At 59.7% G+C, this 24,474-nt stretch carries 20 protein-coding genes; 9 read left to right on the forward strand and 11 right to left on the reverse strand.

Features of this window, described 5'->3' with window-relative positions:
* Nucleotides 1–7: 7 nt before the first annotated feature.
* The 7 genes from gatC to HWU94_RS08550 form a co-directional block, all read right to left on the reverse strand.
* Nucleotides 8–304 (reverse strand): Asp-tRNA(Asn)/Glu-tRNA(Gln) amidotransferase subunit GatC, encoded by a 297-nt coding sequence (gene gatC / locus HWU94_RS08520; protein WP_083093415.1) that lies wholly within the window; start codon nucleotides 302–304, stop codon nucleotides 8–10.
* A gap of 159 nt (nucleotides 305–463) precedes the next feature.
* On the reverse strand, nucleotides 464–1,150 hold the full coding sequence (locus tag HWU94_RS08525; RefSeq protein ID WP_185173342.1) for a transglycosylase family protein: 687 nt from the start codon (nucleotides 1,148–1,150) through the stop codon (nucleotides 464–466).
* A 539-nt stretch (nucleotides 1,151–1,689) separates the two neighbouring features.
* Nucleotides 1,690–3,846 carry an NAD-dependent DNA ligase LigA gene (gene ligA, locus HWU94_RS08530; RefSeq protein WP_244956071.1) on the reverse strand — a complete coding sequence of 719 codons (2,157 nt, stop codon included), beginning with the start codon at nucleotides 3,844–3,846 and terminating at the stop codon, nucleotides 1,690–1,692.
* A gap of 100 nt (nucleotides 3,847–3,946) precedes the next feature.
* On the reverse strand, nucleotides 3,947–5,023 hold the full coding sequence (locus tag HWU94_RS08535) for a protein phosphatase 2C domain-containing protein (protein ID WP_185173344.1): 1,077 nt from the start codon (nucleotides 5,021–5,023) through the stop codon (nucleotides 3,947–3,949).
* Nucleotides 5,020–6,147 (reverse strand): adenylate/guanylate cyclase domain-containing protein, encoded by a 1,128-nt coding sequence (locus HWU94_RS08540; RefSeq protein ID WP_185173345.1) that lies wholly within the window; start codon nucleotides 6,145–6,147, stop codon nucleotides 5,020–5,022. The genes HWU94_RS08535 and HWU94_RS08540 overlap by 4 nt, the downstream gene beginning before the upstream one ends.
* A 221-nt stretch (nucleotides 6,148–6,368) precedes the next feature.
* Nucleotides 6,369–6,863 (reverse strand): PH domain-containing protein, encoded by a 495-nt coding sequence (locus HWU94_RS08545; protein WP_185173346.1) that lies wholly within the window; start codon nucleotides 6,861–6,863, stop codon nucleotides 6,369–6,371.
* 58 nt (nucleotides 6,864–6,921) lie between these two features.
* Complete coding sequence (locus HWU94_RS08550; protein WP_185173347.1) at nucleotides 6,922–7,770, reverse strand: biotin--[acetyl-CoA-carboxylase] ligase; 849 nt, start codon at nucleotides 7,768–7,770, stop codon at nucleotides 6,922–6,924.
* A gap of 118 nt (nucleotides 7,771–7,888) precedes the next feature.
* On the opposite strand from HWU94_RS08550, the gene HWU94_RS08555 reads away from it, so the two are divergent.
* The 4 genes from HWU94_RS08555 to HWU94_RS08570 all read left to right on the forward strand — a co-directional run bounded on the left by HWU94_RS08555 (nucleotide 7,889) and on the right by HWU94_RS08570 (nucleotide 12,260).
* Nucleotides 7,889–8,173 (forward strand): YciI family protein, encoded by a 285-nt coding sequence (locus HWU94_RS08555; protein ID WP_185173348.1) that lies wholly within the window; start codon nucleotides 7,889–7,891, stop codon nucleotides 8,171–8,173.
* Nucleotides 8,174–8,569: 396 nt separating this feature from the next.
* Nucleotides 8,570–10,174 (forward strand): acyl-CoA carboxylase subunit beta, encoded by a 1,605-nt coding sequence (locus tag HWU94_RS08560; RefSeq protein ID WP_185173349.1) that lies wholly within the window; start codon nucleotides 8,570–8,572, stop codon nucleotides 10,172–10,174.
* Nucleotides 10,175–10,188: 14 nt separating this feature from the next.
* Nucleotides 10,189–10,503: an acyl-CoA carboxylase subunit epsilon gene (locus HWU94_RS08565; protein WP_185173350.1), complete on the forward strand. Its 315-nt coding sequence runs from the start codon at nucleotides 10,189–10,191 to the stop codon at nucleotides 10,501–10,503.
* Between the two features lie 53 nt (nucleotides 10,504–10,556).
* Nucleotides 10,557–12,260, forward strand: a complete 1,704-nt coding sequence (locus HWU94_RS08570) for a DUF885 domain-containing protein (protein ID WP_185173351.1) — start codon at nucleotides 10,557–10,559, stop codon at nucleotides 12,258–12,260.
* 76 nt (nucleotides 12,261–12,336) lie between these two features.
* Here the strand turns inward: HWU94_RS08570 and HWU94_RS08575 are convergent, their stop codons facing one another.
* Nucleotides 12,337–13,740 (reverse strand): dicarboxylate/amino acid:cation symporter, encoded by a 1,404-nt coding sequence (locus tag HWU94_RS08575; protein WP_185173352.1) that lies wholly within the window; start codon nucleotides 13,738–13,740, stop codon nucleotides 12,337–12,339.
* Between the two features lie 222 nt (nucleotides 13,741–13,962).
* Between HWU94_RS08575 and HWU94_RS08580 the strand changes: the two genes are divergently transcribed.
* A complete protein-coding gene (locus tag HWU94_RS08580) occupies nucleotides 13,963–15,486 on the forward strand; it encodes an aldehyde dehydrogenase family protein (RefSeq protein WP_185173353.1) in 1,524 nt (507 codons plus the stop codon).
* Between the two features lie 168 nt (nucleotides 15,487–15,654).
* On the opposite strand, the gene HWU94_RS08585 is transcribed toward HWU94_RS08580, so the two are convergent.
* Together HWU94_RS08585 and HWU94_RS08590 are read right to left on the reverse strand one after the other, a co-directional pair.
* Entirely contained in the window at nucleotides 15,655–16,623 is a 969-nt protein-coding gene (locus HWU94_RS08585; protein ID WP_185173354.1) for a GIY-YIG nuclease family protein, read from the reverse strand.
* Nucleotides 16,624–16,924: 301 nt separating this feature from the next.
* Nucleotides 16,925–17,560: a hypothetical protein gene (locus tag HWU94_RS08590; protein WP_185173355.1), complete on the reverse strand. Its 636-nt coding sequence runs from the start codon at nucleotides 17,558–17,560 to the stop codon at nucleotides 16,925–16,927.
* Nucleotides 17,561–17,696: 136 nt separating this feature from the next.
* Here HWU94_RS08590 and HWU94_RS08595 point away from each other — a divergent pair, with 136 nt between their 5' ends.
* The 3 genes from HWU94_RS08595 to HWU94_RS08605 all read left to right on the forward strand — a co-directional run bounded on the left by HWU94_RS08595 (nucleotide 17,697) and on the right by HWU94_RS08605 (nucleotide 21,913).
* Nucleotides 17,697–18,407 (forward strand): nucleoside triphosphate pyrophosphatase, encoded by a 711-nt coding sequence (locus tag HWU94_RS08595; protein ID WP_185173356.1) that lies wholly within the window; start codon nucleotides 17,697–17,699, stop codon nucleotides 18,405–18,407.
* 108 nt (nucleotides 18,408–18,515) lie between these two features.
* A complete protein-coding gene (locus HWU94_RS08600; RefSeq protein ID WP_185173357.1) occupies nucleotides 18,516–20,333 on the forward strand; it encodes a biotin carboxylase N-terminal domain-containing protein in 1,818 nt (605 codons plus the stop codon).
* 182 nt (nucleotides 20,334–20,515) lie between these two features.
* Complete coding sequence (locus HWU94_RS08605) at nucleotides 20,516–21,913, forward strand: MFS transporter (RefSeq protein ID WP_185173358.1); 1,398 nt, start codon at nucleotides 20,516–20,518, stop codon at nucleotides 21,911–21,913.
* A 221-nt stretch (nucleotides 21,914–22,134) separates the two neighbouring features.
* On the opposite strand, the gene HWU94_RS08610 is transcribed toward HWU94_RS08605, so the two are convergent.
* Nucleotides 22,135–23,553 (reverse strand): NAD(P)H-quinone dehydrogenase, encoded by a 1,419-nt coding sequence (locus HWU94_RS08610; RefSeq protein WP_185173359.1) that lies wholly within the window; start codon nucleotides 23,551–23,553, stop codon nucleotides 22,135–22,137.
* Between the two features lie 120 nt (nucleotides 23,554–23,673).
* Between HWU94_RS08610 and HWU94_RS08615 the strand changes: the two genes are divergently transcribed.
* Nucleotides 23,674–24,459, forward strand: a complete 786-nt coding sequence (locus HWU94_RS08615) for a purine-nucleoside phosphorylase (protein WP_185174835.1) — start codon at nucleotides 23,674–23,676, stop codon at nucleotides 24,457–24,459.
* Nucleotides 24,460–24,474: the final 15 nt, after the last annotated feature.

The raw sequence follows: 24,474 nt of genomic DNA on the forward strand, positions 1-24,474 counted from the left end.
CCGCTCCTTAGTCTTCGTCCAGAATTGCCGGAACCTTGAACTTGCCGTCTTCGGCATCGGGGGCACCCGAGAGAGCTTCTTCAGCGGTCAGGGTTTCGCCCACCACGTCGTCACGGAAGACGTTCTTGAGCGGGATGGGGTGGCTGGTTGCCGGAATATCGTCTGAGACGGCGTCTGAGACTGATTTGACGGATTCTACGATGACGTCGAGCTCAGCGGCCATTGCGGCCAGCTCTTCATCAGTCATCTCGATATGAGCCAGCATGGCAAGGTGTGCCACCTGCTCACTCGTAATAGCAGACATAATCACTTCCACGAGTTAGACATAGGTTTTCAGTCTCTATCTTAGCCCGCATACGGTCATAACACGATTTAAAAAAGAATCGCCCCCTAGCCTGTGCAGGCTAGGGAGCGACGGTGTGAGATCAGAAATCCGCTAGAGGTCTAAGAACCTGGAGGGGTCTTACTTAGCGGGGATGGTCAGAACCCAACCGATTTCGATGACGTCGGCGTTCTGGATCAGGTCAGCGTTAGCTGCCAGCACTTCGTCCCAGCCGTTGAAGCCGTGAGCGTAAGCGATTTCTGACAGGGTGTCGCCAGCCTTGACGGTGTAGGTGTTAGCTGCGGGTGCTGCTTCGGCAACTACCTCTGCTGCGGGTGCAGTTTCAGCGGCGGGAGCGGGAGCAGGAGCCTCGACAACCGCAGGAGCGGCAGGAGCTGCTGCAACTTCAGTTACCTGAGTTGCCTGAGGGGCAACGGTGGTGGTGGTTGCAGCGGGGGTCTCAGCGACGGTTGCTGCTGCACCTGAGGTGCCGTAAGCATAGAGGTTCAGCCTGGCAGCGCATGAGGGCCAGGCGCCCCAGCCCTGCATCTGAAGGAGGTTTTCAGCAACGCGGATCTGCTCTGCCTTTGAGGCAGCTGCGGGGTTGCCGGTGCCACCTGCGGCTGCCCATGAGGACAGTGAGAACTGCAGGCCACCGTAGTAGCCGTTGCCGGTGTTGATGGACCAGTTGCCACCTGACTCGCACTGTGCGAGGGCGTCCCAAGCTTCGAGGGGAGCGGCGTTGGCTGCGGGGGTAGCGGCCAGGCTTGCTGCTGCTGCGCCACCGATTGCAAGTACTGCTGCTGAACGACGAATGTTGGAAGTCATGAAATGCTCCGTAAGGCCACCTTATGCTCTTCCCATCCCTGGGCTTCATCGCATTGCCGTCTACCCGTAATCGTTGAGTGGATTGTTTGAGGCTTTACCCTGTAGACGGCATCAGGTGTGCGGTAGAGCCCAGCATGCGCCCACAGCTTCCACTGTGAGCTATAGACCGTTGCACCTTTGGTTTGGCGGTCGTTTTTGATTCGTTGATAACGATAACGTAACGATTTCGGCTTTGCCAACCCATTTTTGAGACAGAACACTTCACACCCCGCCCAGAGAGACCCCCGTCACCCTCCAGGGTGACAGACTTTAAAGACAGGCTTGTATCACCCTTAACACCGGGGAAAAGCGCGGATTTCTGCGGGTTGAAAGGGGGACAAATTTTTAACCCACCAGAAACTTATCTGTTTTTAAGTCAGGTTGCTAGGCCCTTAAAAATTTCTTAAATTTTCTGCCATGCTCCCCGTGACGAACAGGGGTATAGGTCACATTTAGGTCACAGAATCAAAAAATCCTGTGACCTGCCTGTGACCTAGCCGCTAGGTAAGGGCGTCCGGTCCCTGCGCCAAAAGCGCCTCAAAACCTTCTTCATCCAGCACCGTCACACCCAACTGTTCAGCTTTATCGAGCTTAGAGCCAGCGGATTCACCGGCCACCAGATAGTTAGTTTTCTTCGAAACAGACCCCGAGGCTTTTCCACCTCGCACGATAATGGCTTCTTTCGCGCTATCGCGGGTAAAACGAGCCAGGGTACCTGTTACCACGATAGTGATACCTTCCAGGGTGCGCTCGATTGAGGCGTCTCGTTCGTCTTCCATCCGCACGCCGGCTGCCGCCCAGCGGTCTACGATTTCGCGGTGCCAGTCTTCTGCAAACCATTCCTTGAGCGAGCTAGCAATAGTAGAGCCCACGCCGTCAACACCTGCCAGGCGCTCCTCGCTAGCTTCACGAATTGCGCCCATCGACCCGAACTCGGTCGCCAGGGCCCTAGCCGCGGTGGGCCCCACGTGCCGAATAGAGAGGGCAACCAGCACCCGCCACAGGGGCTGACTCTTTGCCTTCTCTAGCTGCTCAAAGAGCTTTTCGGTATTGCGGGTAGGCACACTCGGCTTCTTCGCAGTACCCCGCGTATAGAAATAGGGAACCAGTTCGGTCTTACCCGTAGGTTCACCTTTGACCTTTTTCTCGCGCTCAATGCGCACATCTGCCAGGTCCTCAGCGGTGAGGTCAAAGAGGAAGGCCTCGGAGATAAGCGGGGCCTGATCAGGGGCCGCAGGACTGGTCAGGGCCTTAGCGGCCTCATAACCTAAAGCTTCAATATCGAAAGCTCCGCGCCCTGCCAGGTGGTTGACGCGCTCGGTGAGCTGGGCAGGGCAGGAGCGGGCGTTGAGGCAACGAATGTCAACGTCGCCGTCCTTAGCGGGTGCCAGGGGCTGGCCGCAAGAAGGGCAATCAGTGGGCATCACGAATTCCCGTTCACTGCCATCGCGCAGGGCAACCACGGGCCCCACAATTTCGGGGATGACGTCCCCTGCCTTGCGCAGTACCACGGTATCGCCGATGAGCACACCCTTGGCCTTGACCACGTCCTGATTATGCAGGGTAGCCATCTCAACCGTTGAGCCAGCCACCTTAACCGGTTCCATCACACCGAAGGGAGTCACGCGGCCGGTACGGCCAACCCCCACCCGGATATCGAGCAGCTTGGTGTTGACCTCTTCGGGCGGATACTTGTAGGCCACGGCCCAGCGGGGCACGCGGGAGGTGTAGCCCAGGCGCTCCTGGGTGGAAAAATCGTTGACCTTAATGACGATGCCGTCAATTTCGTGCACCAGGGAGTGGCGTTTTTCGCCGTAGGTTGCAATGAATTCAAAAATTTCTGAGCGGCTAGTGAGTAGTTGGGAGTAGGGGCTGACGGGCAGGCCCCACTCCTGAAGTTGAGTGTAGGTTTCGAACTGGGTGCTGAAGTCCAGGCCGGTGCGGTAGCCGATACCGTGCACAAACATGCTCAGGGGGCGCTCGGCGGTCAGGGCGGCATCCTTCTGCCGAAGGGAGCCTGCTGCCGCATTTCGCGGGTTGGCGAAGGGCGCCTTACCCTGCTCAACCATCTGCTCGTTAAGGGCCTTAAAATCAGCCGATGAGATAAAGACTTCACCGCGAATTTCGATTTCTTCGGGGTGGTTGCTACCGGCGAGCTGGGTAGGGATTGAGGCGATGGTCAGGACGTTGTGAGTCACGTCTTCGCCGGTGGTTCCGTCGCCGCGGGTAGCGGCGCGCACCAGCTTGCCCTTGCGGTAGAGCAGGTTGACTGCCAGGCCGTCAATCTTGAGTTCGGTGAGCCAGGCAGGGCGAGCGCCCGTCATCTCTTGGGCGTTGGTTTGGGCGCGGTCTAGCCAGGCGCCAAGCTCGTCGAGCGAGAAGACGTCTTCCAGCGAGTACATGCGGGCCAGGTGGGTGACCGGGGCGAAGGCTGCTGAGGCTTCGCCACCGACTTCCTGGGTGGGTGAGTCATTAGCAACCAGTTCGGGGTGCTGAGCCTCTAGCTTTTCAAGCTCACGGTAGAGGGCATCATAGTCAGCATCCGAGATGGTGGGAGCGTCGTTGACGTAGTAGCTCTGGCGAGCTGCCCGCACGCGGTCGACAAGCTGGGCATAGTGCTCCTTGATATCGGCGGATACGCCCTGGCCTTCGACCAGGTCGCGGTCAACGCCGTGGACGGTTTCTTCTTCTACACCGGGAAGGTCTTTGTTTTCACTCACCCTATCTATTCTGCCCTATAACCTCCCCGGCTGACCTCTAGCCGTTGATGCCCCGGTGCAGTTCTTTTTCAGACTGGAAGCGTTCTTCTTCGGTGGTGGCGGTGTGGGGGTAGTCGTAGCCGTCAATGTTGGCCACAATCTCGTGGGCGTCGGTCTCGGTCAGGGCTTTGAGCTCGGCTGCACGGGCTTCGGCGTCCTCTACGGTTATAGCGTCTGCCACGATTACGGTGATGTTGTCCCGGCCTCCGGCTCGCAGGGCAGCCATCTGGAGCACATCCGCCGCGTCCTGGGGGTGCTCGACGGTAGCAAGTACCCGGGCCATGTAGTTGTGGGAGAGTTCGCCAGAAAGACCGTCGGAACACATCATCAGGCGGTCGCCCTCGCGGGCGGGGATAACCCAGAAGTCGGGTTCCCAGTAGTTACCGGTGCCCAGGGCACGGGTAATGACGTTACGGCGGGGGTGGGTCAGGGCCTCCATAGCAGTGATCTGACCGGTGTCGACCAGGTACTGAACCTCAGAGTGGTCTACGGTGATCTGTTCTAGTTCTAGACCTTCAACCGGCCCGTTAGAGATAGAGAGAGCTTCTTCGGTCTGAGCTTCTTCGGCCCGGACCAGGCGGTAGGTTCGGGAGTCACCCACGTTGAAGATAAACCACATCTGCTGGTCGCCAATGTGGGTGAGCCAGGCGCCGGTGACGGTTGTACCCGCTCGCAAATCCAGGGCATTTTTGATGGCTTCATCGGCTTCGCCAATGATTTCCTTGATTTTATCGAGGGTTTTGAGAATCTGGCGGTTGAGGGCGGAGGTTTCTTTGCGGCGCCTGCCCAGGCGGCGGCCGCCCGGTTCGTCGTTGAGGGCTTCGCTGGCGACTTCCTGCCGGAACGCTGCCTCTTCTTCCTCGGTCATGCCGCCGGGGCGGGTGAACATCTGGGCGTAGGCCAGGGTGCGGGTGCACAGGCGTGAGGCGACTTCGCCCTTTTCATGCCCGCCCATGCCGTCGGCGACCACGCAGAGGGTGCCGGCAACGACCATAGAGTCTTCATTGTTGTCACGGTACTGGCCTACGTCGGTTGACTTGCCCGCGTAGATAGTGAGGTTGGGGGCGGTGGTCATTCGAAATCGATCTCCAGTTCATTACCGATGCCCGGGGTAATTGCCACGGGCCTAACATTGCCAAAACCGCGCACGTTGCGCACGCCTTGGGGGATGAGTACAAAACGCCTGTCGTCTTCCAGCACTTCAGCGGTCGAGTCGTCGGTGAGGACGACCCCGGGTTCAGTCAGTGCAACCAGGCGGGAAGCCAGGTTAACGGTGGGTCCGTAGATGTCGCCCAGACGCGGCAGCACTCTGCCCCACACGAAGGATACACGGGCTTCGGGGAGCTGGGGGTCTTCGCTAATAAGTTTTGAGAGGGTCAGGGCGATACGGGCGCCGTTTTCGGGGGATTCGACCAGGTACATGACCTCGTCCCCAACCGTTTTAATGATGCGTCCGCCGCCTACCGCAATCACTTCAGCACAGCGCTGTTCGAAGTTCTTAACCAGGCGAGCCAGGTTCCGCTCGTTCATCTCGCGTGAGAGTGAGGTGTAGGAGACCAGGTCGACAAAACCCACACCGCGGGCTAGGGGCAGGTCACTGTCTGCCTGGTCGGTTCCATCCTCTTCATCGCGCAGGGCAAGACGCAAGATGGCCGAATTGAGCATGCGGCGGTAGCCGTAGACGGTGATATCTTCTAGGTCTTCTATAAGGCGCGGAAGGAGACTTAGCAGCTCACCGCGGGCTTCGGTGTCGGTCAGCCCTCCATTGATAACCATGTCTTCCACCAGGGCTTCGACCTGCCAGACCACCATGCGGTCCATCATCTGCCCCACCGACCGGGTGATCGACAAGGCGGCCTCTTCGGTCAGTTTGCCCTCTTTAATAAGGGAGGTAACCGTGGTCAGGGCTTTGCTGTCGGCGTGGGTGAAGTAGGCGTCGTCATCAGTGAGGTTAGGTAGCCCCAAGGAGCGCCAGATTTTGCGGGCGGTCAGCAGCGAAACCCCGGCGTCGTCAGCTACTTCGCCGCGCTTCATACTACGGTTTTCTCCCAGTAGAGCGCGTTCGAGTTCCAGCACGCCCTGGCGAGCTTCGTCGCTACGGTAGAGCTGGCTTTGCACGCGGTTATGGTGGTGCCTGCTCCGGTTGGGTGCGGTTCCGGCCTGTTCGGCGGGGTCGCTACCGGGTGCTGACTTCTCCACTGGAGTCTTCCTTCTCTTGGTTAGTGCTGCGTGGTTCTAGAGGCAGTAAGGTCTAGGGCTGGCACTGCGAGTAATTGCCTACTTCAAGAATACCTAGTTGCTGTGAGCCAGGCTACGAAATGTTCACCACCCGCTAAGCGCCATCGCCCATTCTATGCCCGCCGTCACCTTTTTTCGAACCCAAACAACCTGTTTAGGCTTATCAGACAGATATTGTAAGTTTATACCCGGTAGCGGGAGGTAGACCCGCTCAGCAGAGCCCGCTGGGCCTCCTGAATCTCCCGACTAAAGCGTTCGGGGTCGGGTACGGCCCGCAGTACGTGTTGCACTCCGCGGGCGTGGACGGTGAGGGCAGCAGCATTGGTTACCCCCATCAAGTGCCGGCGCCCCACGCTCACTCCCTCAATCTCGGCAAGCGGAACACTGACGTCCTGACCGGGGCCCCAGCCCCGTCTAATCACAACCCGACCGTTAGTGAGCAGGTAGCTGGTATTCACCCAGCGCGCCACCCCCCGCACGCCCAACCAGACCAGCCACAGCGCAAGAGCCAGTGCCAGGTAACGCCAGACAGGGGCACCGGCACCCAGAGCCGAGGCGAAACTCCAGGCAGTCATAGCAACGAGAAAATACGTTAGAGGGCGCACCAAAAGCACCCCGTGGGCACGCGTTGCGGCAAGGGTGTATTCTGCGGGGTAGAGGTCGCCTCGTAGTTTCATCACTGGTGAGTCTATCGATGCTTCCTGAAGATTCCCCGATATTGGCTAGGTTGAATAGCTAGCGCCCGTACCCCTGGGGCCGTACATGCACCACATCCCCCACAGTGAAGCTTCGCTCCTCGCCGGTATCGGAGCGGACGACCAGCTCCCCTTCCGCGGTCAACTCAACTCCGGTTCCCCTAAAGGTCTCATCCCCGGGCAGGTGAATGGTAAGGGTAGCTCCCAGGGTGCTCATGCGCTCCCGCAGGCGGTCCAGGAGGGAGGCCCCGCCAGTAGCCGCACCCGCATCGAAGCCGGTGGCTGCAAACTCTCGGTAGTAGCACGAAAAGCTGGTCGCTAAGACCGTCAGTGCCCGATTCAGGTCAACCGGCTGCCCAGATTCCAGCAGGGCACTGGTGGCGGTAGGGACGGGCAAATCCTCCTGAGCCAGGTTCAGGTTGAGCCCGATACCCACCACAACCGAAATCTGCCCCTCCGGTTCAATCACGAGCTGGGCCAGAATACCGCAGGCCTTACGGCTACCCAGCAGCACGTCGTTAGGCCACTTAATAGAAGGGTGCAGCCCTGAGAGCTGCTCAAAAACATCACAGGCAGCCAAGGCGGCTAAAGAGGTAAACCAGTGATACTGGTCGGGCGCAACCCTGTTGGCCGGGTTAACGTGCGGACGCACAATAAAGCTGGTTGCCAAAGCGGCACCTGCCGGGGCTACCCAGACCCTGTCCAGGCGTCCTTTTCCCGCGTTCTGGTCGGCGGTCGAGACCAGCGAGAGTTCCCCATAACTGCGGCGCACCAGGCCATCACCCACCAGAATCTGCCGGGCATACTCGTTGGTTGACCCCACCGAGCGCAGAAGCTCCACCCGCTCAAACCCGCTCACATCAACTAGGTCAGCCTGAAGATGCCCCATGTGCGCACTCCTTATCTCACATACTAAGTTTCGACCGCTATTCTACGGGGTCACGCCCAGCCTGAGCGGCCTAGCGGTGCAATACTGGAACTGTCTAACCCCTACGAAAGGTTCTACCATGACCGTTTACGCTGTGCAGTACTCCTACGGCCCCGCCGACCTGCAGGCTGAGCACCGCCCCGCCCACCGCGAATACCTGGCCCAACTCCACGAAGAAGGTAAGCTGCATGCAGCCGGCGCCTTCCTCGACGGCGACCCCGCAGGTGCCCTGCTCATCTTCGTTGCCGAAGACCGCGACGACCTCGACCGCATCATTGCAGCCGACCCCATGAGTACCGGCGGTGTACTCACCGGCTACACTGCACGCGAATGGAACGCTGTGATCGGCAAGGTCGGCAAGTAAGCAAGAAGCACTAGAGCTGAAGCAGGCTCACAGCGAAGCTGTTGGCTCGATGAAGTGAGCGGGTGCGAGCATGCGAGCACACAAGAGCGAACGGAATCCGCCGCAAGGCGGGGCATGAATCGCTGGTGATGAGCACCGAGATTCCGAGCGCGCGAGGAAAATAAATCTCGGTGCGAATCTGGCGAGCCTGCGAGCCAGCTAGCGAACCAGCGAGAGGGTCAACAGCAAGCGTGAGCCTGCTCCAGCTCCCCCGAAACACTCTTATTTAGAAAAATCGCTCAAAAATCCCAAGAATAATTGGGTGGGGCGGGGTGGCAGGTCTATAGTTGAAAAAGAATGACCCTTATCCCAGGTCACCCCACACCATTGACCCACAGTGCACGAGGCAGGCAGAGCATGAACGAGAACCCCACCACCGATGCCCCCGATTTGACCACCACTGCCGGTAAGATCGCTGACTTCTACGCCCGCCGCGAGCAGACTCTTGCCCCCACCGGCCAGGCCCCTATTGACCGCCAGCACGAACGCGGCAAGCAGACTGCCCGCGAGCGCATCGAGATGCTGCTTGACGAGGGTTCTTTTGTGGAGTTTGATGCTCTGGCTAAGCACCGCACTACGGCTTTTGGTATGGAGAAGAAAAAGCCGCTGGGTGATGGCCTGGTTTCGGGCTACGGCACTATCGATGGTCGCCTGGTTGCGGTTTATTCCCAGGATTTCACCGTCTACGGTGGTTCTCTGTCGCAGGTTAACGGCGAGAAGATTGTGAAGGTGCAGAAGTTCGCGTTGAAGAACGGCTGCCCCATTATCGGTATTAATGACGGTGGTGGCGCCCGTATTCAGGAGGGTGTTGCGTCGCTGGCTATGTTTGCCGATATCTTCCGTATGAATGTGCGGGCTTCGGGTGTGATTCCGCAGATTTCGGTGATTATGGGTCCCTGCGCCGGTGGTGCGGCCTACTCCCCCGCTCTGACCGACTATATTGTGATGGTTGATAAGACCAGCCACATGTTTATTACCGGCCCCGATGTCATTAAGACCGTGACCGGTGAAGAGGTCGATATGGAGACCCTGGGCGGTGCCCGCCAGCACAACGCGGTGACGGGTACGTCGACCTACCTCGCTGAGGACGAAGAGGACGCCTTTGATTTCGTCCGCGAGCTCGTTGAGTTCCTGCCCTCCAACAACCTCACCGAGACCTTCCCCCTGGATCATGATCAGGACCCCGAGGTCACCGTCGATGATCTCGATATTGACCTGCTGATTCCTGATTCAGCTAACCAGCCCTACGATATGCGGGCTGTGGTTGAGTCGGTGGTTGATGATGGCCATTTCTTTGAGATGCAGGCCCTCTACGCCCCCAATGTGATGATTGGTTATGCCCGGGTTGAGGGTAAGACCGTGGGTATTGTGGCCAACCAGCCCATGCAGTTCGCTGGCACCCTCGACATCAATGCTTCTGAAAAGGCCGCCCGCTTCGTGCGCAACTGCGATGCCTTCAACATTCCGATTCTGACCTTTGTTGACGTGCCAGGCTTCCTGCCCGGTACCGACCAGGAGTTCAACGGTATTATCCGCCGCGGCGCCAAGCTGCTGTACGCCTACGCCGAGGCGACCGTTCCGCTGGTTACCGTGATTACCCGTAAGGCCTACGGTGGGGCCTACATTGTGATGGGCTCGAAGAAGCTGGGCGCCGATATTAACCTGGCCTGGCCCACCGCCCAGATTGGCGTGATGGGGGCCCAGGGCGCGGTCAATATTCTCTACCGCCGCGAGCTGGCCGCTGTGGCCGAAGAGGGTGGTGATGTTGAGGCTAAGCGCGCGGAGCTGATTGCCAAGTACGAAGAGGAGCTGCTCAACCCCTATCAGGCTGCTGAGCTGGGCTACATCGACGAGGTTATCGCCCCTTCTGAGACCCGCGTGCGCATCATTTCTTCCCTGCGGGCCCTGCGCGATAAGCGCGCAGCCTCCCCCGCCAAAAAGCACGGCAACATTCCGCTGTAAGGGGTCGATAGATTATGGCAACTCCCAACCCGCTGTCCCTGCTGGGCTTCGGCAAGAAGCCGGTACCGGCGTCCGCGCCCCTTGAAAACCAGGGGCAGGACGCCGGCGATGAGCGGGTGCCCGCACCTGTGCTTTCGGTGGTGCGGGGCACCCCCACGGAAGAAGAGCTGGCTGCGCTGACTAGCGTCGTGGTGGCGCTACAGGCCCAGGCTGATTCCCGGCAGGAGACCGCGCTAGAAATGTGGCAGCGCCGCCTCAACCACACCCAGCGCCTGGGTATGCGACTGCGCCCAGGGCCCGGCTCCTGGAAGCGGGCCCGCCCCCAGTAGTTCCCCCTACCCAACTCCCTGTTTTCTGGGTCACAGTAACCTAGAATGGGTGTATGACACTACACCCAGATTTACCCAAAATTTTTAAGGCCGACCGCACCCAGACCGAGGTCGACCGCATTGCCAACGACTACTACGAGAAGACCCTGGAACTAGACCCGGCAGCGGCCACCATCGAGGGCCGCAAGGGGCGGGAAACCGAGTACCCCGATTACTCCCCCGCAGGCACCCAGGCAGAGATTGACCTAGCCCGCGCTACTCTGGCAGCCCTTGAAGCCGTTGAACCGGCCGACGACATCGACCGGGTTACTGTCGATGCCATGCGCGAGCGTCTAGGTCTCAAGCTAGAACTGCATGAGGCGGGCCTGGGCGACTGGGAACTCAACAACATTGCCTCCCCTGTTCAGGGCATTCGTGCCATCTTTGACCTAATGAACCGTGAAACAGCCGAAGACTGGGGGCACATTGCTGGCCGCCTGGGTAACGTTGCGGAAGCGGTTCGCGGTTATATCGAGACCCTAGAAGCCGCCCGCGCCGCAGGTAAAGTTGCAGCGGTGCGCCAGATCGATATCGTCATCGAGCAGGTGGCCGCCTACGTTGCAGAGGGAGGTTTCTTCGATGCTCTGGCACAAGAGGTAGCAGAAGCAGCTCCCGAGCATGCCGACCGCGCCACCCAGGGGGCGGCGTCCGCCAAGGAAGGCTACAGCGAACTTCTCTCCTATCTCAAAGACACCCTGCGCCCCGACGCGCCCGAGGCCGATGCTGTGGGCCGCGAGCGCTACTCCCTTTACTCCCGTCAGTTCGTGGGAACCACCCTCGACCTGGAAGAGACCTATGCCTGGGGCATCGAGGAGCTCGACCGCATCATCGCGGCCCAGCAGGAGGTCGCCGAAGCCATCAAGCCCGGTGCCACCATTGACGAGGCAAAGGCCCTGCTCGATGCTGACCCCAAACGCACCCTCAACGGCACCGACGAGCTTCAGGCCTGGATGCAGAAGCTTTCCGACGCTGCCGTTGACTACCTGGCCCAAGAGCACTTCACGATCGAGGGCCCGCTGCGCAAGCTCGAGTGCATGATTGCCCCCACCCAGGAGGGCGGCATCTACTACACCGGCCCGTCCGCTGATTTTGAGCGCGCCGGTCGCATGTGGTGGTCGGTGCCCGAAGGTGAAGATACCTTTGGTACCTGGCGCGAAACCTCAACCGTCTACCACGAGGGCGTGCCCGGCCACCACCTGCAGGTTGCCTACGCAACCGCTATGGCCGAGGCCCTGAACCAGTGGCGTGCTAACGCCGTGTGGGTTTCGGGCCACGGCGAGGGCTGGGCCCTGTACGCTGAGCGCCTCATGGACGAGCTAGGTTATCTCTCTGACCCCGGCGACCGCATGGGCATGCTCGATGCCCAGCGCCTACGCGCAGCCCGCGTGGTCTTCGATATCGGCCTGCACTGCGGTTTTGAGATCCCTGAACGCTGGGTTACCGAGCTGGGTGTAGAACCGGGCATCTGGGACGCAGAGAAGGGCTATAAGTTCCTAGAGGCCAACCTCGATATCTCTGAGGCCCAGCGCCGCTTTGAGTTCCTGCGCTACCTGGGCTGGCCTGGTCAGGCCCCCTCCTACAAGGTGGGCGAGCGAGTCTGGTTACAGCTACGTGAGGACGCCCGCACCGCCGGAATCTCTGACCGCGACTTCCACACCCGAGCCCTCAAACTGGGCTCGGTCGGGCTTGATACCCTGCGCCGGGCGCTAGCTGCCTAAGCGGCGTCAACATGAAGCGGGCCCTACACACCGATAGGTGCGCAGGGCCCGCTTCTCTATGCGGCAGGGCTAAGGGTTAGGACGCTGCCGCGACAGGTACCTGCGGTGCCTCGCCGAGGCGGGCGTAGACGTCCTCAGCTACAAATCCACCCTCGGTGCGCGGGGCGTTGTAGAGGTCCTCGTTCAGAATGCCCTCGCGCTTGGCGACGGTGAGCGCAACTAGGGCCTGGCCTGCGACGTTGACGGCGGTACGGCCCATATCAATGATGGGGTCGATGGCCAGAAGCAGGCCAACGCCGTCGAGGGGAAGACCCAGGGTGGAGAGGGTGAGGGTGAGCATGACCGTTGCACCGGTGGTTCCTGCGGTGGCGGTCGAACCGAGCACCGACACCATAATGATGAGCAGGTAGTGGGTGAAATTCAGGTCAATGCCGTAGAACTGGGCCACAAACAGTGCTGCTAGGGCGGGGTAGACCGCCGCGCAGCCGTCCATCTTGGTAGTGGAGCCAAGGGGCACCGCGAAGGAGGCGTAGGCGCGGGGCACACCGAAGTTACGCTCAGCTACAGACTGGGTCAGAGGCATGGTGCCCATGGACGAGCGGGAAACGAAGCCCATCTGCACAGCGGGCCAAACGCCCGAGAAGAACTGCTTAATAGACAGACCGTTGGCGCGGGCGATGGCTGGGTAGACCACGAAGAGCACAAGGGCCAAGCCGATGTAAAGCACAATTACGAAACGGGCCAGAGAGCCCATGGAGGTCCAGCCGTAGGCGTAGACGGCCCGGCCAATCAGGCCGACGGTACCGAGCGGGGCAAGGCGGATAATCCACCAGAGGACGGTCTGGATAATAGCCAGAGCGCTCTTATTGAAGTCAAGGAAGGGCTTGGCTGCGGGGCCGGCTTTAAGGGCTGCAATACCCACGGCTACTGAAATCACAAGGATCTGGAGCACGTTGAAGCTAGCTGAGCCGGTGACGGTCTCGCCCGAGTTTGAGATGCTCACGCCCAGGCCGAGGAAGTTGGCGGGAATCAGACCGGTGAGGAAGCCCAGCCAGGAGCCGGTGCGCCCTTCGTAGGTTTCGGGGGTCGCCAGTCCGGTATTTGCACCGGGCTGGGTGACGAGCCCAAGCACCAGGCCAATCATGACGGCAATGAGCGCGGTATAGGCGAACCAGAGCAGGGTTTTGGTGGCCAGGCGGGCTGCGTTAGATACTTCAGCCAGGTTGGCGATGGACGACACCACGGCAGTGAAGATGAGGGGTACGACCGCCGCTTTGAGCAGGGTGACGTAGGAGGAGCCAATAGTGGAGAGGGTAGTCATGAGCCAGTTGGGATTCTCGGTGGCGTCGCCGCCGAGGTTGGTGGCTACCAGGCCCAAGATCACGCCCAAAATCAGGGCGGCGATAATTTGATTGCCGAAGGACGTAGCCCAGGCGGGAAGTCTCTTGCGGGAAGGAAGTTCTGTGGTGTGGTTTGACATGTCTCAACACTGTACGCCGGGGGTTGGAGCTTGTGAACCGGGGTGTAAAGCTAAGACACATTTTGGTGTGGGTCACAGACCGGCAGGGTTTTTCGCACCACAGTCTTCACTTTTGTACAACCCACCACTAAACTGTGACTCAAGTTACTTTTATGTGCTTTTTGTGAACAGGTGGCTTGGTCCACCACGCGTCTTGATCAGACACAACTCAAAGGAGAGGCAATGACTGTTTACGCCGCACCCGGCTCAGCAGATTCCATCACCACGTTCAAGTCCCGCTACGACCACTTCATCGGCGGTGAGTGGGTAGCCCCGGCCGAAGGCCAGTATTTCGAAGACATCTCCCCCGTTAACGGCAAGCCCTTTGCCGAGGTCGCCCGCGGCACCGCTGCCGACATTGACAAGGCTATTGACGCAGCCTGGAAGGCCTTTGAGACCTGGGGCAAGACCTCCCCCACCGAGCGCGCCACCCTGCTGCTCAAGCTGGCCCAGATTATGGAAGATAACCTGGAATCCATCGCCGTGGCTGAGACCTGGGAGAACGGCAAGCCCGTGCGTGAAACCCTGGCCGCAGATATCCCGCTTGGCGTTGACCACCTGCGCTACTTCGCGTCCGCTATTCGAACCCAGGAAGGCCGCCTGTCAGAGATTGACGAGAATACCGTGGCCTACCACTTCCACGAGCCTCTGGGTGTGGTCGGTCAGATTATCCCCTGGAACTTCCCCATCCTTATGGCCATCTGGAAGATTGCTCCGGCCCTGGCGGCGGGTAACACCATCGTGCTCAAGCCCGCCGAACAGACCCCGGTTTCAGTGCTCTACCTGGTTGACCTGTGGAAGGATGTGCTCCCCGCCGGTGTGCTGAACGTTGTGAACGGCTTTGGCCCCGAGGCAGGCGCCGCCCTCTCTGGCAGCAAGCGCATCCGCAAGATTGCTTTTACCGGCGAGACCACCACCGGCTCCATCATCATGAAGGCTGCAGCCGACAACATCATCCCGGTCACCCTGGAGCTGGGCGGCAAGTCCCCCAACGTCTTCTTTGCCGATGTTGCGGCCGAGAAGGATTCCTTCTACGACAAGGCACTAGAGGGCTTTGCCTCCTTCGGCCTGAACCAGGGCGAGGTCTGCACTTGCCCCTCGCGTGCGCTGATTCAGAAGCCGATTCACGATTCCTTCCTCGAGGCTGGCATCGAGCGCGTGAAGGCCATGAAGCAGGGCAACCCGCTCGATACCGAAACCATGGTCGGCGCACAGGCGTCCAAGGAACAGTGGGATAAGATTACCGGCTACCTGAAGATTGGTAAGGACGAGGGCGCGGACGTTCTCGTCGGCGGTGAGGCCTGCGAGCTGGGCGGCGACCTGGCAGATGGCTGGTACATTCAGCCGACCGTCTTTGCCGGCAGCAACGACATGCGTATCTTCCAGGAAGAGATTTTTGGCCCGGTCCTGGCTACTACCTCTTTCACTGATTTCGATGAGGCCATGCGTATTGCCAATGACACCGACTACGGTCTAGGTGCTGGCGTCTGGACTCGTGACCAGAACACCGCCTACCGGGCAGGCCGCACTATTCAGGCTGGCCGCGTGTGGATCAATAACTACCACAACTACCCGGCTCATGCCGCTTTCGGTGGCTACAAGAAGTCAGGTATCGGCCGTGAGACCCACCTGATGATGCTTGAGCACTACCAGCAGACCAAGAACATGCTGGTCAGCTACTCAGATAAGCCGATGGGGCTCTTCTAGCCGAGAAGTAATCGCGAGGGGGGCAGGTTCAAACTGACACATGAACCTACCCCCCTCTAAGGGTTATTAGTCAGGAGATTCTGAAGACTCACGCTCGCTACGACACCGCTTCGCCAGCACTAACAAATAAGATTTCCTCCTTAAATCACCTACCAGTCTATATCTTTGCTAGAATTTTGCTATTTTAATGCCGGAACTGTTTCCCTGTAAAACCTGAGTTATACTACCGTCGCTCTTGGTTTTGTAAAGAATAGTGTTCATGTATGGGTGATCTTCAACAGTCTTTCCGAGAGGGATACCCCAGTCAATTTTTCCCATGTTGCCATCGTGAGCTTCCCACACCCCTTCGCGGTCAATTTCCCATATATAGCGAATAATGGTCTTCCCCGCTTCCTGCACACCCGCCATAAGGTATTTTGGCATTGTTTCGGGATTTTCAAGCCACGAATTAACCCTGCTATACCCAATTTCCCAGTATTTACGGGCACGCTCCCGAGCCTCATCATCACTCCACCTGTTGTGCCTATCCCAGCCACGTCGGCGCTCCTTGCCATCTCCACGACTCATATAGACAATTTTCTTAAGAGCTTCCTCTGAGAATTTAGTGTGGTAAGAATCTGGAATTTCGCTTTTTACCGAGTCGGCCCCCACTAGATCAACCTGTTTCAGAACAACCAAGATTGACTCCTCAGCCGAATCCAAGGTGGTAATGATTTGCTCAACGTTCAGTCGGTCCATATAATTTCCTAAATCTTCCATCGCAACTCCGTGCCCCTTCACCGCATTAGTGAGTAGAGAACGCCCTTTACTCATACGAACTGCATTCACTGCCTCAATAGCAAATGCTTCTGCACGATAAGCGTCTACCTCATTCTCAAAACCAGCCATGAGCTTAATTGTCTTGGGAGGAGTTCCAGCCTGAAGTAGCTCAGCCAACCGATTAAGCTTCCGCCCGGCTACCGACAGACTGTCCGGACTGTGCTCAAGCAAATACTGAGCATCCCTCAAGTGCTGGTCCATACGATTTCCAGTCCCTTTGCCCACATAGATAACAGCCCCAAGTTGTTCTTCCTTTGTAGGGGCCTGGGTCAGGTCAACCTCGGTCGGATCCACGATTCCATAGACGTAATAACTCACCACTTTCTCCTTTCAACACCCACCACTATACTCTTAACAAGTCATACCAACCAGTTAGAAAGTTGTGTGCTGTGCTCTCTCCCTCAAACCACCCCGGGCCCGCAGACCTTGGCATCACTGTCGGCCAGATTTTTTACCACTTCAACCCGCACCCCAAGCCAAGGAACCGCCGCCCCATTCCCAAAGGGCAGCTCGACCCTTCGCCTAAACCGGCTTCTACGTCGTCCTAGCACCCACCGTGCAAACCGTTACGCTCGCCCCATCAGATGAAATTCCTACAGCGACCTAGATGCCCCCGGCCTCATTCTTGGGGCAGATCCCACCAGAGAATTGGCTGGCCAGGTCCGGAGTTAAGCCAGCTAAACTTCACCGCCTCCAGCCAGGGGCCAGCGTCCTGAACCTCAAAAGCCACAAGGTCGCCCATCTCAGCGGTGATGCCCTCGTCCACACCAATAATTTCTCGCCCGGCAACCACTAGCCCACCCACAGTAATCACCAAAGGAAGGGCCTGCCCCGGGGCTAGAGAACGAACTAAGGCCAGGTTAGAAGGGCTCACCTTCCAGACCATCCGCGAAGCATCTGTTTGACCTGCCCGAACAGCAGCATCTTCAGACATTTCAGCTGCCATATCAAACCCATACCAGGTACGCCCCGCCGGGCCCGCAGTAGGCTGGGCATCAATTTGCCGCAAGATAACAGCCTTTTGAGCCTGAATCCCCAGCTCTGCTAGTCGTTGAACGAAGCCCGGTTTATCCCACCGTGGAGCAGAAGCGAGCTCCGTTATTCGCTCATAGGGGTAATAACGTGACTTAGCGCCGGTGGTATAGGCCTGCCCCAGAGCATGAGCCCGGTCCAGTATCTGTACCTGGGCCAGCGGACGCCCCACCATGTCACTAACCTCTTTAAGAGAACAGAGCCGGATGTCAGAATAAGTCACAGATAAATCTTTCATGTCTTTTTCTCTGGCCTAAGACAGCAACGTCGGCCAGCAAAAGCCTATCTAAACGGTATCTAGTTGAGCCTACACCTGCCGCCCACCAACTGCGACCGATCCAACCACTAGACTGTTACCCATGCAGAACCCCACTGAAACCTCAGCCGCGGCGGGCGAACAGCCGGTGCGGCTCGTCCTTGCCTCATCTTCCCCTGCCCGCAAAAAGCTCCTGGAGGACGCCGGCGTCCGCTTCACCGTTATAGTCAGCGATGTCGATGAGGACGCCGCCCTGCGCGAGGCCCAACAGGCCGCCTATGAGGCGGGGCTGGGCGATATTACCCCGGCGCAGACTGCCCAGCTGCTGGCCAAGGCAAAAGCGCAGGCGGTTGCCGCCCTGCCCGAGGCGGCAGGAGCCCTGGTGCTGGGCTGTGATTCTGTCTTTGAGCTCGATGGCCTTGCCTACGGCAAGCCCGGCAGCGCAGAGAAAGCCCTGGAACGGATTACCGCGATGAGCGGACGCAGCGGGCAGCTCCACACGGGCCACTGGCTGGTTGATACCCGCGCTGCTTCCCCTCACCAGAGTGGCGACACATACCCCGAGGCTAGCGAGCTGCGCACGGCCACCGTCCATTTCGACACCTTCAGCGAAGAAGAAGCTCAGCGCTATGTGGCCACCGGGGAGCCCCTGTGGGTGGCTGGTTCTTTCACTATTGACGGTTTCGGTGCTGCTTTTATTCGGGGTATCGAGGGTGAATACCACACGGTGGTGGGGCTCTCCGTTCACGCCCTACGCACAATGCTGGCCAACTTCGGTGTTTCAATCAGCGACATTTGGAAAAATTCGCGATAAATTTCAAGATACGACTTTTATGAGGCGCCGAGACTCGGCGCCTCATAGCAATGCGTACCTGCCAGCAACGGCACGCCAGCACGGCGCATCAACCCGAGGAGCTTTACAGTGACTGCACACAATGACCTGGCCCAGACCTTTACCCCGGTGAAGGGTCGCCACACCGGCCCCGTCAGCAAGGTACTGATTGCCAACCGCGGTGAGATTGCCGTGCGCGTCATCCGGGCTGCCCAGGACGAGGGCATCTCAACCGTTGCCGTCTATGCAGACCCCGACCGCGAGGCCCAGCACGTGCTGCTAGCTGACGAGTCCTATGCCCTGGGAGGCACCACCGCAGCGGAGTCCTACCTGGTCATGGACAAGCTACTTGAGGTTGCCAAGCGCTCAGGTGCCGACGCCGTGCACCCCGGCTACGGTTTTCTTTCTGAGAATGCCCAGTTCGCTCAGCAGGTCATCGACGCCGGTCTGACCTGGATTGGCCCCTCCCCCGAGTCCATCAACCGCCTGGGTGATAAGGTAGCTGCCCGCCATATCGCCGAGAAGGTCGGTGCCCCGCTGGTTCCCGGCACCAAGGACCCGGTCAAGAGTGCCGCTGAGGTTGAAAAATTTGCGGACGAGTACGGCCTGCCCGTTGCTATCAAGGCAGCTTTTGGCGGCGGCGGGCGCGGCATCAAGGTCGCCCGCGAGCGCGAGGGCATCGGGGATCTCTACGAGTCAGCTGTCCGTGAGGCTATCGCCGCTTTTGGCCGCGGCGAGTGCTTCATTGAGCGCTTCCTTGACTCCCCCCGTCACGTTGAAACCCAGTGCCTGGCCGACGCCCACGGCAATGTTGTGGTTGTTTCGACCCGCGACTGCTCCTTGCAGCGCCGCAACCAGAAGCTGGTAGAAGAGGCCCCGGCCCCCTACCTGACCAAGGAGCAGAATGAGCGCCTGTACGAGGCGTCCAAGGCTATCCTGCGCGAGGCAGGCTACCAGGGCGCCGGTACCTGCGAATTCCTGGTGGGTACCGACGGCACCATCTCCTTCCTCGAGGTCAACACCCGCCTGCAGGTTGAGCACCCGGTCTCCGAAGAGGTCACCGGCATTGACCTGGTGCGCGAGCAGTTCCGCATCGCCCGCGGTGAGACCATCGAAGCCACCGACCCCGAGGTGCGGGGCCACTCCTTTGAGTTCCGCATTAACGGTGAGGACGCCGGCCGCAGCTTCATGCCCTCCCCCGGCACCATCGATAAGCTGGTTGTACCCACCGGCCCGGGCGTCCGCTGGGATTCCGGCGTTATTGCAGGTGATACCGTCAGCGGCAACTTTGACTCCATGATTGCTAAGCTCATCGTCACCGGCGCCACCCGCGACCAGGCCCTACAGCGAGCCCGCCGTGCCCTGGGCGAGCTGGTCATCGAGGGTATGCCCACCGTTGCCAACTTCCACCGCGCCGTGCTCGATGAGCCTGCCTTCGCTCCTGCCCCCGGCGGTGACTTTGCTGTTCATACCCGCTGGATTGAAACTGAGTTCAAGAACACCCTTTCCCCCTACGACGGTGCCCTCACCCTGGCTGAGGCCGATGAAGAGCGCCAGAAGATTACCGTTGAGGTCAATGGCAAGCGCATGGAAGTTGTTCTACCCGCCCTAGGTGGTACTACCGCCAAGCCTGCTGCCGCCTCTAAGGCCCGCAAGTCCCGCTCAAGCCGCGGGGGCGCGTCCGGCTCTGCCAACAGCAATGAACTCAACAGCCCCATGCAGGGCACCATCGTCAAGGTTGCAAGCAAGGACGGCGCCAAGGTCGCCGAAGGCGATTTGATCGTTGTACTGGAAGCCATGAAGATGGAGCAGCCCATCACCGCCCACAAGGCAGGCAAGGTCACCGGGCTCAAGCTCAAGGCAGGCGATACCGTCTCAGCCGGGGCTATTATCGCCACCATCAAATAAAAGCACCGCGCACGAACTAGGCCAGGCCCCCTTGCCACTAGGGAAGGGGGCCTAGTTTATATCCAGCGCCACCTACACCCACCACAGAAAAGCTCACATAGTGGAATTGAAGTTTCACATAGAGAACGTCAGTTTTAGAGTAAAACTGTTCAACATATTCCACACACCCTCAGAGAGATCCTGTGAGCACCACAACCGCCACCCCAGCGTCCTCTTCTGCCACTGAGCAGACCGTGCCCCGCAGCCGCGTCATCCTGGCGTCGCTCATCGGCACCACCATCGAGTTCTACGACTTCTACATCTACGCCACCGCCGCCGTGGCCGTCTTCCCTGCCCTCTTCTTCACCGGCGAGGACGACACCGCCAAGCTGCTTGCCTCTATGGCGACCTTCGGCGCAGCCTTCATTGCCCGCCCCATCGGCTCCATCGTCTTTGGCCACTTCGGCGACAAGGTAGGCCGCAAGGCAACCCTGGTCGGCGCGCTCCTGACCATGGGCATCGCCACCTTCCTCATTGGCCTGCTCCCCACCTACTACCAAATCGGCCTGTGGGCACCGGCCATGCTGACCATCCTGCGCTTCTGCCAGGGCCTAGGCCTCGGTGGCGAATGGTCAGGCGCAGCCCTACTGGCCACCGAATACGCCGAAGAAGGTAAGCGCGCCCGCGCCGCCATGTGGCCCCAGCTCGGCGCACCGTTCGGCTTCATTCTCGCCAACGGCTTCATGCTGCTACTCACCGTCGCCATGGGTTTCACCTCCCTCGCCGCCGGCGACACCATTGACCACAACTTCCTCGTCTGGGGCTGGCGTATCCCCTTCATCGCCTCCATCGTCATGGTCGCAGTCGGCCTCTACGTGCGCTTCAAGCTCGAAGAAACCCCCGTCTTCAAACAGGCCCTCGAAAAAGACGAAAAGGTCAAGACCCCGCTCGCTGAAGCCTTCAAGGTAGCCTGGTGGCCCATGATTCAGGGCACCTTCATCATGCTCGCCACCTACGTACTCTTCTACCTCATGACCGCCTGGATCCTCTCCTTCGGCATCGGCAAGGTAGAAAAAGGCGGCCTGGGCATCGCCTACCGCGAATTCCTGGTTATCCAGCTCATCACCATTCTCTTCTTCGCCGCCATGGTCCCGGTCTCCGGCTGGCTAGCCGACAAGTACGGCCGCCGCTCCTCCCAGCTCGTCATCACCGGCGCCATCATCATCTTCGGCCTCTCCTTCGGCTACCTCATGGACCCCTCCATCGTCGGCACCGGCGAGGACGCCAACACCGGCCGCATCGTCCTCTTCATGGCCATCGGCATGACCCTCATGGGCCTGACCTTCGGCTCCATGAGCGCCTACCTGCCCGAACTCTTCCCCACCAACGTCCGCTACACCGCCTCAGGTATCAGCTACAACGTCGCATCCATCCTGGGTGCAGCACTGACCCCCTACGCAGCGGTGTGGCTGAACGCCAACGGTGGTGTGGGCGCAGTCGGCCTCTACCTGGCCGGCGCAGGTCTGCTCACCCTAATCTTCATGGCGATCACCCATGAAACCCGCGACGTGGACCTGACCACCATGGCCCGCACTAAGTAGGTTTAAGGATTTAGACCAAGGGTAGGCCAGGCTCGCGCTCGCTGCCGACCCTCTCGCCGGTTCGCTAGCGCTCACAAGCGATTCACGCCAGCCCCGAGCCAGCAGCTTCGCCGCGAGCCCGCCCCACCCGCCTACAGCATCCATACACATATAGGGCCAAGGCACCACAAAACCGCCCGCTCCTTCAAGAGGAACGGGCGGTTTTATTATGGGCGGCGCACTTACTGCATGATGTGCAGCTGCCGCGCAGCTTCTGAGATAGAGCCGGTCAGCGAGGGGTAGACCGTAAAGGTCTCAGCAATATCGTCGACGTGCAGCTTCTTATCAACAGCTAGCGACAGCGGGAAGATCAGCTCTGAGGCGCGGGGGCCTACCACCACACCGCCAATGACGGTTCCAGAGTGCTTGCGGGCAAAGATTTTGATAAAGCCATCCTCTACCGCCATCATCTTGGCGCGCGGATTGGTTGCCAGCGGCAGCATGACCATATCGGCCTGGTACTTCCCCGACTCAATTTCGCTCTGGCTCACTCCGACAGTTGCAATTTCAGGGGCCGTAAAGATATTGGCGGCAACCTGGTGGGTGCGCAGGGGCTTGACGATGTCACCCAGCATGTGCGACACAGCGACACGGCCCTGCATGGCGGCCACGGAGGCCAGCGGGTAAACCCCGGTACAGTCACCGGCCGCATAAATGTTGGGGATGCTGGTGCGGGAGACGCGATCCACATTAATATGCCCTGATTCGCTGACCTCAACCCCGGCGTCCTCAAGACCCAGATTTTCGGTGTTGGGAATCGAACCAACAGCAATCAGTACGTGGGAGCCAGCCACCTTGCGTCCGTCCCCCAGGGTGACAATGACGCCGTCACCGGCCTCGTTGTAGCAGGCGGCTTCTGCGCGGGAGCGGGGCATAACGCGCACGCCCTTGCGTTCAAAAACATTTTCAAGGACGGTCGCGGCGTCCTCGTCCTCACCGGGCAGCACTCGGTCACGGGAGGAAATCAGGGTAACCCGCGAGCCCAAACCGTTGTAGGCCGAGGCGAACTCTGCACCGGTCACACCGGACCCGACCACAATCAGATCTTCGGGTAGCTCTTCAAGTGAGTAGAGCTGGGTCCAGTTGAGAATGCGCTTACCGTCCGGCTTAGCGGTGGGTAGCTCGCGGGGGTGGGTACCCACCGCCAAAATAATGAACTCGGTGGTCAGGTCATAGGTCAGCCCGCTGGAATCGGTCACCTGCACGGTGTGGCGGTCCACCAGCTTGCCGCGGCCATCAATCACTTTGACGCCGCTACGTTCAAGGGTGCGTTTAATATCGTGGGACTGCTGATGAGCCAGGTCAATCAGGCGCTTATTCACCTTGGCCAGGTCAACCGAAATGGGCGGCGGCGCGTCATTATCGCCCACCGAAATAGCGAGCTCCTGGGCCTTGCCGAAGCGGTTGCGGGCGTCCGCACTGGCAATCAGGGTTTTGGAGGGTACGACGTCGGTGAGGACGGCCGAACCGCCCATGCCCTTATCTTCGATGATAGTGACGTCGGCGCCGTGGCTTGCAGCGACCAGGGCGGCTTCATAACCGCCGGGGCCACCGCCGAGAATGACAATTTTGTGCGATGCGTAGTCTGTTTTGAGAGTCACCCCTTTATTGTGTCGCACATCGCACTCACGCTCAACTCTGGGCAGGTTTGGTACCGTAGAAGGGTGTTGAATGATTCAAATATTTCCGCTGTTTCCACCGCTGACCCTCACCACCCGGCACTGGTTCGTGCCCGTGAGGCCGCGGAGTTCATTGCCGAGAAAACCGGCGTCGAGAAGCACGACCTAGCGCTGACGCTGGGGTCGGGCTGGGGCGAAGCTGCCTCCCTCATTGGCGAAGCCACCCACGTGCTCTCTGCCGACGAGGTCCCCGGTTTCCACAAGGCTGCCGTCGTGGGCCACCCCGGTACCCTGACCTCTATTCTGACTGAGAACGGTAAACGAGCCCTGGTTATTGGCTCCCGCACCCACTACTACGAGGGGCGTGGCGTTGAAGCCGTCGTCCACGGTGTGCGCACCGCAGCCGCAGCTGGCGCTGACACCATGATTCTCACCAACGGCTGCGGCGGTCTGAACCCCGCCTACTCAGCCGGGGAACCCGTCCTGATTTCTGACCACCTGAACTTCACCTCGGCGTCCCCGCTGACCGGTGCCCACTTCGTTGATCTGACCGACCTGTACTCCCCGCGCATCCGCGAGATTGCCCGCGGCATTGACCCCTCACTGCAGGAGGGTGTCTACATGCAGTTCCCCGGCCCCCACTACGAGACCCCGGCCGAGGTCAAGATGGCAGGTGTACTGGGTGCTGACCTGGTGGGCATGTCCACCGCTCTTGAAGCCATTGCCGCCCGCGCTGCGGGTCTTGAGGTCTTCGGCATCTCGCTGGTTACCAACCTTGCTGCCGGTATTCAGGAGACCCCGCTGTCCCACGCCGAGGTCATCGAAGCTGGCGAAGCTGCTGGCCCCCGCATTTCCCGTCTGCTCGCAGATATTATTGCGGCCCTCTAAGCACACAAGGAAACC

The organism is Rothia nasimurium (genome assembly GCF_014217215.1).
Lineage (GTDB): Bacteria > Actinomycetota > Actinomycetes > Actinomycetales > Micrococcaceae > Rothia > Rothia avistercoris.

Excerpts from the sequence above, each read along its gene's own strand:
- HWU94_RS08575 (WP_185173352.1), bottom strand. The coding sequence starts at position 13,740 with ATGTCAAACCACACCACAGAACTTCCTTCCCGCAAGAGACTTCCCGCC.
- HWU94_RS08595 (WP_185173356.1), top strand. The coding sequence starts at position 17,697 with ATGCAGAACCCCACTGAAACCTCAGCCGCGGCGGGCGAACAGCCGGTG.
- HWU94_RS08545 (WP_185173346.1), bottom strand. The coding sequence starts at position 6,863 with ATGAAACTACGAGGCGACCTCTACCCCGCAGAATACACCCTTGCCGCA.
- HWU94_RS08560 (WP_185173349.1), top strand. The coding sequence starts at position 8,570 with ATGAACGAGAACCCCACCACCGATGCCCCCGATTTGACCACCACTGCC.
- HWU94_RS08535 (WP_185173344.1), bottom strand. The coding sequence starts at position 5,023 with ATGACCACCGCCCCCAACCTCACTATCTACGCGGGCAAGTCAACCGAC.
- HWU94_RS08550 (WP_185173347.1), bottom strand. The coding sequence starts at position 7,770 with ATGGGGCATCTTCAGGCTGACCTAGTTGATGTGAGCGGGTTTGAGCGG.
- HWU94_RS08525 (WP_185173342.1), bottom strand. The coding sequence starts at position 1,150 with ATGACTTCCAACATTCGTCGTTCAGCAGCAGTACTTGCAATCGGTGGC.
- HWU94_RS08565 (WP_185173350.1), top strand. The coding sequence starts at position 10,189 with ATGGCAACTCCCAACCCGCTGTCCCTGCTGGGCTTCGGCAAGAAGCCG.
- gatC (WP_083093415.1), bottom strand. The coding sequence starts at position 304 with ATGTCTGCTATTACGAGTGAGCAGGTGGCACACCTTGCCATGCTGGCT.
- HWU94_RS08570 (WP_185173351.1), top strand. The coding sequence starts at position 10,557 with ATGACACTACACCCAGATTTACCCAAAATTTTTAAGGCCGACCGCACC.
- HWU94_RS08580 (WP_185173353.1), top strand. The coding sequence starts at position 13,963 with ATGACTGTTTACGCCGCACCCGGCTCAGCAGATTCCATCACCACGTTC.
- HWU94_RS08555 (WP_185173348.1), top strand. The coding sequence starts at position 7,889 with ATGACCGTTTACGCTGTGCAGTACTCCTACGGCCCCGCCGACCTGCAG.